Here is a 15238-nt window from a genome sequence, read left to right as displayed (position 1 = left end):
GAAAGCAGGAACAAGGCAACGGTTCCAAATTTGCTGCACTTGAAGGGCGCCACGGAGCGACCCGCTTGCTGAGAGGAACCCAAGTGCAACCAATTTCTCCGCATGGAACAGTCAGGGTCGCCGTAACGATCGACGATCTTTTCTTGTGGGACGGAACACCGATCCCCGCTGATCGGTCGGCTGCGCGCACGGCGCGCGAAATGACGGATGCGTTCGCGGGTCACGCCATAAAGGGCGTCTACAGCTTTTCGAGCACGGCGCCCGCCGATGGGGATCCCACGCTTTACAGGGTGTTCGATCATTGGGTCGAGACCGGGCACCATGTGGCCAATCATACCCATTTGCATGCCAGCCTGAACTGGGTCGATGCCCCCACCTATATCGCCGATATCGAACGTACCGAGAAACTCATCGGCAGGTGGACGGCTCAAGCCCCGACCAAATATTTCCGGTATTGCATGGATATGTGGGGCAACGCGCGGGAGAAGCGCGATGGTGTCGAAGCGTTTCTGAAAAGCGAAGGCTTCACATCGAGTCCGCTCAGTGCCTGGTTTTACGATCACGCCTGGATCGTCCCCTATTGGCGCGCGCATAAGCTCGGCGACCGGGAAGCCTTAGCCTATCTGCGAAAGACGTTCGTCGATACGGCGGTCGATCAATTGCGCCGTCACGTCGCGCTTAACTGGGCGATGTTCGGCCGCAATCCGCCGCTGATCTGGCTTGCCCATGGCTCGCCCATCGCGGGTGAGTGCATGCGCGAAATCCTCGACAGATTTGCCGAGGGCGGCGTCGAATTCATTCCCCTTGAAGAAGCGATGGCTGATCCATTCTACAGTGTGCAGCCCATCGTCACGGAACGATTCCGCAACCAGACGCAGAAATGGGCAGACGCAAAGTCCGTCAGCATGGCCGGCATCCCGCCGCAGATCTTGGACGAACTGGACAATATTGCCTATATCGAGGGGCACAGCACTGGCGAAGTGTTCCATGATATTCTGCTTCGCCTCTGCAACTCCATGGGCGGTGACTTTTCCTGGCCGGGCTGGGATTGACCATGGCCCCCAGCCAGGAAGCAATGCTGGACACGCGATGGAAGCCGCTCCGGAATTTGGACGATATTCTCGATATTGAACGGGTGCCCTTCGACCAAAGGGTGTCCGCTTCCACGACATATGACCTCTTTCGTTCGGCTGCCGATCGCTTTGCCGATCGGCCGGCGCTGACAACGCTGCCGAAAGGAACGCCGTTTTCCGGCGGTCGGACGTTAAGCTATCGTGACCTGTTCGATACCGTGACACGGACGGCAAATCTGTTTCGCAGGCTCGGGTTGCAGCACGACGAATCTGTTTCGATCCTGCTGCCCAATATCGCGGAGTTTCAGTTCGCGATGTGGGGCGCAGAGGCCGCTGGCCGCGCCAATCCCATCAACCCGTTTCTGGATGTCGAAGCGATCGGTGCCATCGTCCGCGCGGCCCGCACCCGAATATTGATCACCCTGCCGCCCGGGCATGCGTCCGGACTGTTCGAGCGCGCCAAAAAGGCGTGTCCGCCACACGTCGTCCTGATCGCGGTTTCAGATGAAGCAGTGGACGGCGACGCGATCGATTTCGCGGCTGAGCTGGCCTTGTCTCGCGGCGACCGGCTCGACTTCGTCTTGCCGGCGATGGACGATGCCATTGCGGCGCTGTATCACACCGGCGGCACGACCGGGAAAGCGAAGCTGGTCACGCACTCGCATCGCAACGAAATCGCCAATGCATGGCAAAGCTGCTGCTGTTTCGCCCTGACCCGAGACGATGTCGTCTTCAACGCGGCACCGCTGTTTCATGTGACGGGTTCGATCCTTCTTAGCCTAGCGCCGTTTTCGGAGGGCGCGCATGTCGTGATGGGTGGTCCTGACGGATTTCGGACCGCGGACACGATCGCGTCATTCTGGAATATCGTCGCCGGATACAGAATCTCGGTCTTCTGTTCCGTGCCGACTGTCTACGCGACATTGTTGAATAGCCCGGTCGAGGGGCATGACATTTCCTGCTTGCGGCTCGCGATCTGCGGCGCCGCGCCATTGCCGCACTATGTAGCGGAGTCCTTCTTCGAGAAGACGGGAGCGATGATCATCGAGGGGTACGGAATGACCGAAACCTGTTCGACGTCGATCGTCAATCCGCGAGACGGAGAACGCAGAATTGGCGCCGCCGGTATCCGCGCTCCTTATCAGGACCTTCGCATCACTGTTCTCGACGATGCGGGCGTGTTCGTTCGCGATGCAAAAGTGGGCGAGGCGGGGGCTCTTCTGCTTCGCGGTCCCAATGTCACGCCGGGTTATTTGCCGCATTCAGCCAATGAAGGGGCGAGACCGCTGCCCGGCTGGCTCGATACCGGCGACACTGCGCGCATGGACGATCAAGGCTATATCTTCCTGACGGGGCGCAAGAAGGATCTGATCATCCGGGGTGGTCACAACATCGACCCTGCGATCGCCGAAGATGCCCTTGCGGGGCACCCTGCGGTTGCAGCGGTGGCTGCGGTGGGAAAGCCAGACGGATATGCGGGCGAACTGCCCGTCGCCTATGTCGTGCGAAAGCCGGGATATGACGTCACGGCGGAAGACCTTGTGGCGTTCGCGCGCGACCGCGTCGCCGAGCGGCCTGCCGCCCCCAGCGACATATACATTGTCGATGCGCTTCCGATGACAGCGGTGGGGAAAGTGTTCAAACCGACGCTTCGCCTCGACGCCGTGCGCCGGACCTGCCTTGCGCTTCTCTCACCCGATCTCGGACATGCACTCGACGACATCGTCGCTGTCAATGATCCTTCACGGGGGACCGTAGTCGAGGTGGCGATCGCGGGGCCCCCGAACGAGAGGCTGGCCGATATCGTCCGGGGAATATTGAACCCGCTTTCACTTCACTTCGACGTCAGGTGGAGCGGTGAAAAGTCCTGAGGTGACGGCGCGCAGGGTGCAGTAGGTCGGCTGGTGAAAAGCAAGCGGCACCGTGATTTCAGACCGTGGGTCGGACGATAGGGCGCACGCCAAACCCGAATAGCATCGATAGGAGTTGGATAATGGACCGCAGCGATGACGTGATAGTCGGGCCGGCATTTGCCCCCGATTCAGCGGCGGATTGTCTGTCGGGAGACTGGGATATTGGCCTCAACGCATGTTTCGAATGTTGCGATCGTCACGCCGCAGTCGATGCCGACAGGCCAGCGATTTATTTTGAAGACGAGGGCCGGTCGAGCGTTACGACATTTGGCGAGCTTCGGGCGCGATCGACTGCCTTCGCGGGCCTATTGACCCGGCTGGGTGTACAGCCCGGCGACTGTGTCGCGGCCCTTGTTCCGCGCAGCCCCGAACTGGTCGTGGCGGCTTTGGGGGCATGGAGGATAGGCGCCATTTTCATGCCGTTGTTCACCGCTTTTGGCGAAGCGGCGATCGGGCATCGGCTCCAACAGGCAAATGCCGCTGTGTTGATCGTCGATGAAGCCTATCTTTCGAGTGTCGAAGGGATCGACAATCGCCCGCCTTCCATTCTGATCTCGAACTTTGGATGTTCTTGTAGCACGACGGAATCTTGGGACCAAATGGTCGCCGCGGCGACGCTCTCCGAACCGATCATGTTGGACCGCGAAGCGCCCTTCCTTCGCATGTTTACCTCCGGGACGACCGGCAAGCCGAAATCTTTGGATGTACCGCTCCGCGCGCTGGTCGCTTTCGCGGTTTACATGCGCGAAGGGATCGATCTGCAACAAGCAGACCGGTTCTGGAATCTTGCCGACCCTGGCTGGGCCTATGGCCTATATTATGCGCTGATCGGTCCCTTGCTGCTCGGCATTCCGACTGTTTTCAGCAAGCAGGCCTTTGATCCGTATCTCGCCATAGAGATTATTCGACGGCTGAAAATCACCAGCTTGGCCGGGTCCCCCACGGCATTCAGGCTGCTGATGAAGGCTGGCCCCGACGCCGTCCGGCCGATCAGGAAGCAGCTGCGGGTCGTCTCAAGCGCGGGAGAGCCGCTGACCCCGGAGGTCAGCAACTGGTTCCGCGAACATCTCGGCGTAGATGTCCGTGACCATTATGGGCAGACGGAGCTTGGCATAGTGCTCGTCAGCCGCACGATGCCGGAAGACCTGGCTTCACAACCAAAGGGCAGCACGCCGATCTCTGGCTTTAGCCTCGCCGTCCTCGATGAGGCGGGAGGCGAACTTGGGCCCGGAGCCGTCGGCGAGTTGGCGGTCCACCGCACAGCATCGCCGCTGTTCTGGTTCGCAGGCTATCGGGAACGGAAAGCCCTGTCGGACTCCTATTATAGAACAGGCGATCTGGTTCAGTGGAACAGCGAAGGCGGCATTCTTTTCATCGGCCGCACCGACGATGTCATCACCTCATCAGGCTATCGCATCGGGCCGTTCGACGTCGAGAGTGCGCTGGCGGAACATGCCAAGGTTCTTGAGGTTGGGGTCATTGGAAAAACCGACGTGCAGCGGACTGAAATCGTAAAGGCCTTTGTCGTCCTGATGCCCGATGTCGACGCCACGAACGATTTGATCGAGGAACTGAAACAGCATGTTCGCAAAAGGCTTTCGGCTCACGCCTATCCCCGCGAGATCGAGTTCATTGATCGTTTGCCAAGGACACCAAGTGGTAAACTTCAACGGCATGTGTTGAAGGGGGTCGATAACAAGCGATCGCAATAGTGGCGGGATGAGGGTTGCGGGCCCCACTGTGGGTAAATCATCCGCCCGTGTCCGCTTTTTTATTCCTATTCAAAAGCGGGCCGTCTCCAATCGGTCGGTCGAGGTCGTGTCGAACGCAGAGGGGCGGGCCCCTCGGACGATGGTCGAGGGCCTGATAAAATGGGCCTCGATAATGTCCGACATCAATCGAATGAATTTCGGGAAACCGCGATTTCGATTTATTAGCCGATCGTTCAGCAAAGGGTGTGACATTGCCTCTGAATTACGGCGACATATTGGATGCGGTAGCCCCCCTTCGCGCTTCGCAAACGGCGATCTCCAGTTCCGAACGAGAGTTGAGTTGGGCGGAGTTTGACCGTCGAACCAATGCACTGGCTAGCAGTCTCATTGGTCAGGGCTTGCTGCCCGGCGACAAGCTGTGCTTCTTTCTCTTCAACGGGGCGGCCTATCTCGAACTTCTGGCCGCGTGCTTCAAGGCGCGCCTGGTTCATGTGAACGCCAATTTCCGTTACCTTGCCCACGAACTTGAACATATTCTGGAAAACTCGGACAGCAAGGCGCTGGTCTATGATGGGCGGCTGGCCGAAGTTGTCGGGGGCGTCGCGAAGCCGGTGCAGGACCGCCTGTTGATGATCGAGGTTGGCGGCGCGGTGCCGGAAAATTCGGCGTCTCGCTACGAAGATTTGATCGGCGCAGGGGACGGCCGACCGCTCGGCATCGACCGGTCGCCCGACGACCTGATCTTTATCTACACCGGCGGTACGACCGGCCATCCGAAAGCCGTCATGTGGCCGCACGCCAGCCAGGTCGTCGGCCTGCTCGGCGGGGCGATCACCGACGGCGCCTTTCCGCGGACGGTGCAGGAACTCGCAGCCCGGCTGGATGATCCGAAACCTTATCTGCGACCGCTCATTGCGTCCCCGCTGATGCATGCATCCGGGCTCTATGCGGCGATCACCACGCTCTGCAACGGGGGACATGTGGTGCTCACCGACAACAGCGGTCCCTTCGATGCGGCGCATCATTGGGCGCTGGTCGACAAATATGGTGTCGACGCGATCTCGCTTGTCGGCGACACATTTGCGCGTCCGATGCTCGATGCGCTCGACAAGGGACGCGTCGATGGCAGTTCGGTGAAGCTGATCGGGTCATCGGGCGTGATGTGGAGCCGCGAGGTCAAGCTGGGTCTGCTCAAACATCTGCCGCAGGCGACGCTCTATGATGCGCTGGGTTCGTCGGAGGCGATGGGGCTTGGCAGCTCGATCATGACTGCGGCGGGGGAGACAAAGACGGCGACCTTCAAGATCGGGCCATCCACGAAGGTCTTTAACGAGGCGGGGCGCGAGGTTGTGCCCGGATCGGGTGAGGCAGGTTATCTGGCGCGTAGCGGTCCGATGCCGCTCGGCTATTACAAGGACGAGGAAAAGACGGGAGCGGCCTTCAGGACGATCGCGGGCGAACGCTATATTGTTCCCGGCGACCTTTGCACCGTCGATGCCGACGGCACGATCCACCTGCTGGGGCGCGGGAGCAATTGCATCAACAGCGGGGGGGAAAAGATTTTCCCCGAAGAGGTGGAGGAAGCGCTCAAGCGCCATCCGCAGGTCGCGGATGCGCTCGTGTTCGGATTGCCCGATCCGCAATGGGGCAGCGCGGTGCAGGCGGTCGTCGGGCTGGAACCGGGCACGACGGTTGAAGGAAGCGATCTCAGGGCCTATCTCCGCAGCGCGCTCGCGAGCTACAAGATCCCGAAGCAGATTGTCGTTGGGGACCAGACTCTCAGGCTCGCGAACGGGAAGCCCGACTATGCGACGGCGAAGGCGGTTTTTGCGCGCGATCGGGGTTGAGCCTACCGCGCGCCTTCAACCTCGACGCCGCAGCTGTTGATGAACATTGCCAGCGAGACATAGGCGCCGACGGTAAAGATGACGTCGATCGTCCGCTGGACGCCGAACGCGGCGGTCATCGCGCCCCAGCCGTGATCGGACAGGCGCTGATCCGCGCATAATTCGTCGGTTGCGGCGAGAAGCAGATTATGGACTTCCGCGTCCATCGGCCGCCGGTCGTGAATCCGCTTGATCTGCTCGTCACTCAGTCCGACTTTCAATCCGATGTGGCGATGATGGTGCCATTCATAGTCGCAGCCGGCATTGAGTGCCGCGCGCAGCACCACGATCTCGCGCAGCAACGGGTCGAGCGCCGAATTGCGCATCGTATAAAGGCCGAAATCGCGCCAGGCATCGACGATGTCCATATGATGGGCCAGCGTCCCGAAGACATTGGGGTAAGCGCCCTTCGGGCTGGTGAATGGTTTCAGGAACCGGCTCTGCCGTTCGTCGAGTTCGGCCGGTTTCAACGGCGGCAGGCGAACGCTGGTCATGGTCTGGCCCTTCTGTGAGTTCGATACGCCGTTGCGGCCTAGCAGAGGCCGCCGCCGCCCGTGATTGATCCTGCAGATACCGCGCATGCGCGGGTTCGATGCCCGCTGGCAGCGCGGCCCGCTATCCTGAGACCGGGCGGCGGCACCGTCGCCGTCGGGAGAGCAATATGAGACTGGAAGGCAAGATCGCTATCGTGGTCGGGGCGGGGCAGGCCGATGGCGAGACGATCGGTAACGGACGCGCGACGGCGATCCTGTTCGCTCGGCATGGCGCCCGCGTTCTTCTTGTCGATCGGGTTGAGCAATCGGCGATCGAGACAATGGAAATGATCGCGGCCGAAGGCGGCACGTCGAGCGTCTGCCGCGCCGACATCACCCAAGAAGAGGATTGTGCGCGGATCGCCGCGACTTGCATCGACCATTATGGTCGCATCGACATCCTGCAAAATAATGTCGGCATAGGTCATGGCGACAATGACGCGACGCGCCTCGAGGCCGCGGCGTGGGACCGGATCATGGATGTCAATCTGAAGGGCATGTACCTGACGAGCAAATATGTGATCCCGCACATGCGCGAACAGAAAAGCGGCGTGATTACCAATATCTCGTCAGGTGCTGCCGTCGTGTCGACCACCTACATCGCCTATAAGGTATCGAAGGCGGGGGTGAACGCATTGACGCATTCGCTCGCGATGGCGAACGCCAAATATGGCATTCGCGCCAATGCGATCATGCCGGGGCTGCTCGATACGCCGATGGCGATCGGCCATCACACGGCGGCGCGCGGGATCGACGCCGACAAGCTGCGCGCCGAGCGCAATGCGATGGTGCCGCTGAAGAACCAGATGGGCGATGCGTGGGACACAGCCTATGCGTCGCTCTTCCTCGCGTCCGACGAAGCCAAATTCATCACCGGCGCGGTGCTGCCGGTCGATGGAGGGCAGGCGGCGCGGATCGGACTGTGACCGGCACACCTCCTGCCGGCTTGATCGATCCGGCGCTGCTGCCGTTCGTCGCCGAGCAGCAGCGCGTCAATGACGGGATACGGCAGGCGGCGCGGGCGATGCCGCCGATCGATGGCATTGATCCGATTGCACTGCGCCGATCGCGCAGTCACAACCGCGATGGCAGCATCAAGCCTCCGCTCGACAAGATCGGCAGCGATGGACGTATCGCCCTTGCCAATGGCGCGGAGGTCGCGGTCCGTGTGTTCGCGGAGGGCGATCCCCACGGAGTTTTCGTCCATTACCACGGCGGCGGCTGGGCGCTCGGTTCGCTCTATGAGCAGGATCTGTATCTGGCTGCGATCGCGCGGAACGCGGGCGTCAAGGTTATCAGCGTCGACTATCCGCTCGCTCCCGAACATGAGCTTACCGAAATACTGGATGTCGGTGCGGCCGCGTTGCAAGCGATCGTGGCGGCGCATCACGGACGGCCTGTTTGCGTCGGCGGGGAGTCGGCCGGCGGCCATGTCGCCTTGTCGAGCCTGCTTCGCCTGAGGACCCGACCCGATCTGCTCGCGGCGATTTCGGGCGCGGTTCTCTGCTATCCGATCACCGACCTGTCGATGACGCCGTCGCAGCGGAGTTGGGGCAAGGATTTCCTCAACCTGTCGACGGAGTGGCTGGAGTGGTTTTACGCTCTCGCCCTGCCCGGGCATTCGCGCGACCAGCGTGGACATTCTGACCTGTCTCCACTCTATGCCGATCTGTCAGGGCTGCCCCCAACATTGCTTTGCGTCGGCGAGCTGGATCCACTGCTCGACGATTCCCTGTTTCTCGAAAGGCGGCTGGTTACGGCGGGAAATGAGTGCCGCTTGCGGGTGTTTCCGTCCGCTCCCCATGGCTTCAACGGGCAGTCGACGCAAATGGCGGCGGCCTGCAACGGGCTGATCCAGGCCTATGTTCGTGAGCGGGTAGCCGGTCTGGACGAGGCCGACCTCAACCCATAGGATCGAACCGGCAAAAGGCGGATGAGCGGTCGAGGGGAAGGCCGACAGGGGTGGGAGAGTAGCGGCCATGAAACCTTCCTATTTGCGGAGCATCGATCTCAACCTGCTGCCGATCCTCGACGCGCTGATTACCGAGCGTTCGGTCACCAAGGCGGGGCTGAAGATATTCCTGACCCAGTCGGCGACCAGCACCGCGCTGCGCCGGCTGCGCGAAACCTTCAGCGACCCGATACTCGTCCGGCAGGGACAGGCGATGGTCCCGTCGCCCAAGGCGCTGCAGATCAGCAAGGAATTGCGGGCCGCCCTTTCCGAACTCAACGACATCGTCGGCGCGCTGAAGAAAAAGGATGGACAACCGCAGGGGCGAACCGTGACGATCAGCGCCCCCGAACATGTGCATCTGACCCTCGCCGATGCCGTTCGCAATCTGATGCTGAACGACGATCCACCGCTCTATGTGGGGATGCAGACGTTCAACCGGAAGAATATCCTGCAGCTGATGGAACGGGGGGAGGCCGACCTCGCACTCGGTACGTTCGACAAGCTTGCGCCGCCTTTTCATCGCCAGCCGATCTATGAGGAGGAGATGATCGTGATCCTGCGCAAGGATCATCCAATCATGGCGGCGGCATCCGAGCACGACCGCATCTCGATGGCCGACTTTACGAGCTATCCGCACATGGTGGTGGCCGACACCGACAATATCGAGGATGCGAGCATCTCGCGCTGGCTCGCGCGCAAGGCTGTCGTTCGCAAGGTTGGCGCTATCGTCGGGCATATTTCGATGGCGGTCGACATTCTGCGCAATACGGACCTGATCTGCCTCGGCTCTGTGCGCAGCCTGCAGGCGATCCCCAACGGCGAAACCTATCTGTCTTCGCTTCGCCTTCCGGAGGCTTTGGGGCAGGATCGCTATCAGGTCGAAATGATCTGGCACGATGACACCGACAACGATCCGGTCCTCGACATGGTGCGGCAGACGTTGATCGACTTCGGGAAGACGCTCTGACGCTACTCGTAGACGGAGAGTAAAATCGCGCGAACGCTGTCGGCGCCATTCGGGAGGTCGTCGGTCAGTCCGAGCGAGGCGGCGGCGCGCATGCTCGCGCTGGCGACCGCGTCGATATCTTCGGGCTTGCCGCCCGCCGCAGAGAGCGTCGCCGGCAGGCCAAGGCCGGCGATCAGGGCAGCTAGCCGGTCGGCGCCTTCGTCAGCCACCGCCTCGCGTTTCCGTCCCGACGTTTCGACCCCCATTGCCGCCGCGATGCGCACCTGGGCGTCCAGCGTGTCGTCGCGCAGATAGCGCATGACGGCGGGCAGCAGGATGCATGAGGTGACGCCGTGCGGGATGTGCATCCGCGCGCCAATCTGGTGGCCGAGGAAATGGCTGAGCCGCATCCCGGAGGCGCCGACACCGGCGATCGACATCCAGGCGCCCAATTGGCACGCTGCCCGCGGTTCCAGATCCGTGCCCCTCCGCGTCAGCGGCAGGTTGTGAAAGAGCAGACGCACCGCTTCGAGCGCGAGGGCATCGACATAGGGGTGCGGCCGCCGCGACCAGACGGCTTCAAGCGCATGGTCGAGCGCTTTTATCCCGGTTCCAAGCCACAGGGCATCGGGTGTATCGACGGTCGCCGCGGGATCGAGGATCACGCACGCCGGCGATACGCGATAATCGATGACGAGCGCCTTTTCGCCATTCGCTGCGGTATAGCCGGCGCCGGGCGAAAATTCCCCCGCCGACAGGGTGGTGGGTATTGCGATCTGGGGTATCGGTGCGTCGCCGGTCCGGTCGGCGAAGCGGCTGGTCGCGACCTTGACCGTATCGAAAACGCTGCTTCCGCCGATCGAGACGACCGCATCCGCGTCGCTCGTTTCCAGCGCGGCTACGACGTGATCGACATCCTCTTCGGGCGAATGCTCGCGACACGCGGCGAATAGGCCCGCCAGCCGATCGCCGACCAGCGCCTCCACTCGCTGTACATTCGGCGTGTTCGCCAACACGCTTTTGGACGTTGCGACAAGCACGCGCGTCGCGCCGATCGCGTCGAGGCGTTTCGGCAGGCGATCGATGCTCCCTGCGCCGGATTCGACCCGATCGGGTCCAATCGTCCGAAAGCTGCGAGCCTGGGAATAGATTGTATTCATGATCTTTTCTTCGACCTTCCCGGATGCGCTGCCCGAAACGCTCAGGCCTCGGTTCACGGGTACCATCAGCCTTGGGTCATCGTGCCATCCATATCGCAGATGCCAGCCATGTCGTTCAGGGATTTGACCTCTTGCTGCATTGCTGCTTCATTTTGCGAAATAAAATTACAAAGTTTGCCGCCTGACGGAAAGCCTTCCGCCAGGACTACGGCGAAAGGGGTGGGAGGATCATGATGAAAAAGACGAAGGGTCAAGGGTCGCCTTCGCTGCGAAACATTCTGCGCTCGACGACTGCGGCGAGGTATTTGTCACGGGGTTTGTGTGTCGCGGCCGTGGCCGGCCTGACAAGCCCCGCCTTTGCCCAGACGACAGCCCCGGCGCAGGACGCCGGCGCCACGGAAGCATCCGATGGCGACATCGTCGTGACCGCCTTTCGCCGCGACCAGCGCCTGATCGACATCGGCGCCAGCATTTCGGCGCTCTCCTCCGAAAACATCGCCGAAGCGCGCGTCGAACAGGTCAAGGATATCGCACGTTCGATCCCGAACATCGACGTCCGCGAATCCATTCCTGGCGTGTCCCCCGTGCTGACGATCCGCGGCGTCGGCCTCGATGATTTCAGCACGACCAACAGTCCGGCGACCGGCGTGTCGATCGACGATGTTCCGCTGTCATCGATCGCGCTGATGAACGCCGACTTCTTCGATATCGAGCGGATCGAGGTGGTGAAGGGGCCGCAGGGTACGCTCTATGGTCGCAACACGGTGGCAGGCGCGATGAACGTCATCTCGGCCCGGCCGAAGGACCGCTTCGACGCGGCGGCATCGATCGGCTATGGCAACTACCAGACGCTCGATGCCGAGGCGATGATCAACATTCCGCTCGGCGAAGGGCTGGCAGCGCGCTTCAGCGGCAAGACGATCCAGCAGGAGCGGGGGTTCTGGACGAGTTCGCGGTTGATCGGCGGCGCCATCGGCGAACGCGACGTCGGCGAACGCCATGTCTGGATGGGCCGCGCGCAGCTTGGCTATGACTCGGGCGACGGGCTCGATCTCAACCTGAAATATGAATATCAGCAGGCCCGGTCCGAAATGGGCCAGTATGAATTCTTTGGGGCCTTTGTACCGGGTCAGCCCTTCGTGCTTTGCGCGCCCGTGCTGGCGGGCAAGGTCGACAACAGCCAATGTGCGGACGCCTACGGCTTTACCAATACCAGCAACGATCCCTACGACATCGATCAGTCGGCCGATCTTCCCTACGATCTCAACCAGCATTCGCTGTCCTTCGCGGCAAATTACGATCTGGGCGACGTCAAGCTGACAGCGATCACCGGCTATATCGATTTCAAGCGCGCTTACCGGATCGACGTCGACGCCACGCCGCGCGACGAACTGGACTTCATCCAGCGTGACAATGTGAAGCAGTTCACCCAGGAACTGCGCCTTGCGCACGATTCCGATCTGGTCGACGTCATCGTCGGCGGCTTTTATTCATGGGACCGCGCTCGCGGGCTCAATGACAATATATTGACCGAGTTTCCGCTCGTATTGTTCGGTTTCCCCAGTCAGACGGGTTACACCACCTTCGACCAGAAGACGAAATCTGCGGCCGGCTTCGTGAATGGAACCTGGCATCTTGGCGATAATCTCGATCTGATCACCGGGGTGCGTTATACTTGGGAAAAGCGCCATTATGTAGGCGGCACCGACTTCCCCCTGTGCCCGATTGCCACCAATCCCTGTGCGCCTTTCGGTATTTTCTCGTCCTATACCGACACGACGATCAGCGACAAGAACTGGTCGTGGAAGTTCGGGCTCGACTATCGTGTGGCACCCGATACGCTGCTCTACGCCAGTGCCTCGAAAGGCACGAAGAGCGGCGGCTTCGTATCGCGCATTTCGACCATTCCGGCCCAGTTGCTGCCCTTCAACCCGGAATCGCTGATCGCGTATGAAATTGGCGTGCGGTCACAGCCGCTCTCGAACTTCACGATCAACGCCGCGACATTCTATTATGATTTCAAGAATGTGCAGGCGCTCATTCTCGACGGATCGCTCGCCGTTCCGGCGCAGCGGCTGGGCAATATTCCCGGCAAATCGGAAATCTATGGCGTCGAAGCCGATGTCAGCTTCCGGCCCTTCACCGGCTTTACGCTGCAGTCGGGGATCGGACTTCTGCACACGAAGCTGGCGCCTTTCACGAACGGCAGCGGTACTTTTACCGATAATCGCTTTTCGAACGCCCCGGGGTTCATGTGGAACGGCCTCGCCCGATACGAGACGCCGATCGGCAATGGCGATTTCAACCTCGTGCTCCAGGGCAATTTCACCCACCAGAGCACGGCCTATAAGGATGCGTCGAACGACATCTACTCGGTCCAGCATCCGTACTGGCTGTTCGACGCGCGGGTCGCGCTGTCGTGGAAGGACGGAAAATGGGAAGCCGCGCTGTGGGGCAAGAATCTGTCGAACGAGGTTTATACAGTGTCGAGCGATACGCTGACCGGGCTCGGGATCATCGGCCGGACGGTCAATCCGCCGCGCACCTACGGCCTCTCGCTGTCCTGGAAATATTGAGGGTCGGGCGATGACGATCGCGGCGATCGCCCGGCATCCCGATTGTCTGTTTATCGGGGGCGAATGGGGTCCGGCCGCGGGGGGCGGCCGGATCGCCATCGTCTCGCCCGACAGCGAGGCCGAAGTCGCGGGCGTCGCCGAGGGGAGCAAAGCAGATATGGACCGCGCGGTCGAGGCGGCGCGCGACGCCTTCGACAAGGGACCCTGGCCCGATATGTCGCCGGGCGAACGCGCGGCCTTCCTGCACAAGATGGCCGCCTATCTGACGGCAGCCGAGCCGCGGCTGGCACAGGCGTGGACCGGGCAGGTCGGGGGTCTTGCCACCCATGCGCCTGGCATGACGACGCTTGCGACAATGACGTTTTCCGGCATCGCCGCGATGGCGGACAGCTTCGAATTCGAAAGCCGCCGGGCCGGGCAAATGGTCGGCGAGGTGATAGTCCGGCGTGAGCCTGTCGGGGTCGTGGCCGCCATCGCGCCGTGGAATGCGCCCTATTTCATCATGGCCGCCAAGGTTGCGAACGCGCTGCTCGCAGGCTGCACCGTCGTCATGAAGCCTGCTCCCGAGACGCCGCTCGAGGCTTACATCATCGCCGAAGCGGCCGAGGCGGCGGAGCTTCCGCCGGGGGTACTCAATCTCGTTTGCGGTCATCGTGACGCTGCCGATTATCTGGTCCGTCATGACGGCGTCGACAAGGTCAGCTTCACCGGCTCGACCGCCACAGGCAAGCATATCGGCGCGGTGTGCGCGGGCCGTGTTGCCCGCTGCACGCTGGAGCTGGGTGGCAAGTCCGCCGCCATCGTCCGCGACGATTTTCCCACGGCGGACGCAGCGGCGCTGCTTGCCGGGACGATCAGCATGATGAGCGGGCAGGTCTGTGCGATGCTGAGCCGCGCGATCGTACCGCGCAAGCGCCACGACGCACTGGCCGAGGCGATTGCCGACGAAATGCGCAAGATCCGCGTCGGCGCCAGCACCGACCCCGAAACGCAAATGGGTCCAGTGGCGATGAAGCGGCAGCTGGAGAAGGTCGAGGGTTATATTGCCGAGGGCCGGCTGACCGCCGACCTGATCACGGGCGGCGAGCGCCCTGCGCATCTGAACCGCGGCTATTTCATCGAACCGACGCTGTTCGCCAATGTCGATAACCGCTCACGTATCGCGCAGGAGGAGATTTTCGGCCCGGTGCTGTGCCTGATACCGGCGGAGGACGAGGACGACGCGATCCGGATCGCGAACGAGAGCCGTTTCGGGCTGTCGGGCGCCGTGCTGACGCACGATGTCGATGCCGCCTACGATATCGCTCGCCGGGTACGCACGGGGACGATGAATCAGAACGGCATCAAGCTGGAACTGGGCGTGCCCTTTGGCGGCTACAAACAATCGGGGATCGGGCGCGAAGGCGGTCCCGACGGGCTGATGGCCTATCTGGAGACCAAAACCATCCTGCTCGACGGGCTGCCGGGCGCTGTCGCCTGACGGCG

General features: G+C 61.7%; 12 protein-coding genes. 9 read left to right on the top strand and 3 right to left on the bottom strand.

Features of this window, described 5'->3' with window-relative positions; all coding sequences use genetic code 11:
• The 4 genes from JNM03_RS15660 to JNM03_RS15645 all read left to right on the top strand — a co-directional run.
• The coding region (locus JNM03_RS15660) for a polysaccharide deacetylase family protein (protein ID WP_294037951.1) at positions 1-1052 on the top strand (1052 nt) is incomplete at its 5' end.
• Between the two features lie 23 nt (positions 1053-1075).
• Positions 1076-2944, top strand: coding sequence for an acyl-CoA synthetase (locus JNM03_RS15655; RefSeq protein ID WP_294037950.1), 1869 nt, complete (start codon positions 1076-1078; stop codon positions 2942-2944).
• Between the two features lie 122 nt (positions 2945-3066).
• Positions 3067-4698: an AMP-binding protein gene (locus JNM03_RS15650; RefSeq protein WP_294037949.1), complete on the top strand. Its 1632-nt coding sequence runs from the start codon at positions 3067-3069 to the stop codon at positions 4696-4698.
• A gap of 245 nt (positions 4699-4943) precedes the next feature.
• Positions 4944-6545 (top strand): AMP-binding protein, encoded by a 1602-nt coding sequence (locus JNM03_RS15645; RefSeq protein ID WP_294037948.1) that lies wholly within the window; start codon positions 4944-4946, stop codon positions 6543-6545.
• A gap of 2 nt (positions 6546-6547) precedes the next feature.
• On the opposite strand, the gene JNM03_RS15640 is transcribed toward JNM03_RS15645, so the two are convergent.
• A complete protein-coding gene (locus JNM03_RS15640) occupies positions 6548-7078 on the bottom strand; it encodes a carboxymuconolactone decarboxylase family protein (protein ID WP_294037947.1) in 531 nt (176 codons plus the stop codon).
• A 167-nt stretch (positions 7079-7245) separates the two neighbouring features.
• Here JNM03_RS15640 and JNM03_RS15635 point away from each other — a divergent pair, with 167 nt between their 5' ends.
• The 3 genes from JNM03_RS15635 (at position 7246) to JNM03_RS15625 (ending at position 10038) form a co-directional block, all read left to right on the top strand.
• On the top strand, positions 7246-8043 hold the full coding sequence (locus JNM03_RS15635; protein WP_294037946.1) for an SDR family NAD(P)-dependent oxidoreductase: 798 nt from the start codon (positions 7246-7248) through the stop codon (positions 8041-8043).
• The gene (locus JNM03_RS15630; protein ID WP_294037945.1) at positions 8040-9029 is read left to right on the top strand and encodes an alpha/beta hydrolase; all 990 of its coding nucleotides are present in this window, start codon (positions 8040-8042) and stop codon (positions 9027-9029) included. The genes JNM03_RS15635 and JNM03_RS15630 overlap by 4 nt, the downstream gene beginning before the upstream one ends.
• 67 nt (positions 9030-9096) lie before the next feature.
• On the top strand, positions 9097-10038 hold the full coding sequence (locus tag JNM03_RS15625) for a LysR family transcriptional regulator (protein ID WP_294037944.1): 942 nt from the start codon (positions 9097-9099) through the stop codon (positions 10036-10038).
• A gap of 2 nt (positions 10039-10040) precedes the next feature.
• Here the strand turns inward: JNM03_RS15625 and JNM03_RS15620 are convergent, their stop codons facing one another.
• The gene (locus JNM03_RS15620; RefSeq protein ID WP_294037942.1) at positions 10041-11177 is read right to left on the bottom strand and encodes an iron-containing alcohol dehydrogenase; all 1137 of its coding nucleotides are present in this window, start codon (positions 11175-11177) and stop codon (positions 10041-10043) included.
• 65 nt (positions 11178-11242) lie between these two features.
• Complete coding sequence (locus JNM03_RS15615) at positions 11243-11431, bottom strand: hypothetical protein (RefSeq protein ID WP_294037941.1); 189 nt, start codon at positions 11429-11431, stop codon at positions 11243-11245.
• Between the two features lie 78 nt (positions 11432-11509).
• Here JNM03_RS15615 and JNM03_RS15610 point away from each other — a divergent pair, with 78 nt between their 5' ends.
• Together JNM03_RS15610 and JNM03_RS15605 are read left to right on the top strand one after the other, a co-directional pair.
• The gene (locus tag JNM03_RS15610) at positions 11510-13753 is read left to right on the top strand and encodes a TonB-dependent receptor (RefSeq protein WP_294037939.1); all 2244 of its coding nucleotides are present in this window, start codon (positions 11510-11512) and stop codon (positions 13751-13753) included.
• A 10-nt stretch (positions 13754-13763) separates the two neighbouring features.
• On the top strand, positions 13764-15233 hold the full coding sequence (locus tag JNM03_RS15605) for an aldehyde dehydrogenase (RefSeq protein ID WP_294037937.1): 1470 nt from the start codon (positions 13764-13766) through the stop codon (positions 15231-15233).
• Positions 15234-15238: the final 5 nt, after the last annotated feature.

It is taken from the genome of Sphingopyxis sp. (genome assembly GCF_016793825.1).
GTDB lineage: Bacteria > Pseudomonadota > Alphaproteobacteria > Sphingomonadales > Sphingomonadaceae > Sphingopyxis.
The sequence above is the reverse complement of the archived record's forward strand: the minus strand, read 5'-3'. Positions and strand labels throughout refer to the sequence as shown.

Excerpts from the sequence above, each read along its gene's own strand:
- JNM03_RS15655 (WP_294037950.1), top strand. The coding sequence starts at position 1,076 with ATGCTGGACACGCGATGGAAGCCGCTCCGGAATTTGGACGATATTCTC.
- JNM03_RS15650 (WP_294037949.1), top strand. The coding sequence starts at position 3,067 with ATGGACCGCAGCGATGACGTGATAGTCGGGCCGGCATTTGCCCCCGAT.
- JNM03_RS15640 (WP_294037947.1), bottom strand. The coding sequence starts at position 7,078 with ATGACCAGCGTTCGCCTGCCGCCGTTGAAACCGGCCGAACTCGACGAA.
- JNM03_RS15635 (WP_294037946.1), top strand. The coding sequence starts at position 7,246 with ATGAGACTGGAAGGCAAGATCGCTATCGTGGTCGGGGCGGGGCAGGCC.
- JNM03_RS15625 (WP_294037944.1), top strand. The coding sequence starts at position 9,097 with ATGAAACCTTCCTATTTGCGGAGCATCGATCTCAACCTGCTGCCGATC.
- JNM03_RS15620 (WP_294037942.1), bottom strand. The coding sequence starts at position 11,177 with ATGAATACAATCTATTCCCAGGCTCGCAGCTTTCGGACGATTGGACCC.
- JNM03_RS15605 (WP_294037937.1), top strand. The coding sequence starts at position 13,764 with ATGACGATCGCGGCGATCGCCCGGCATCCCGATTGTCTGTTTATCGGG.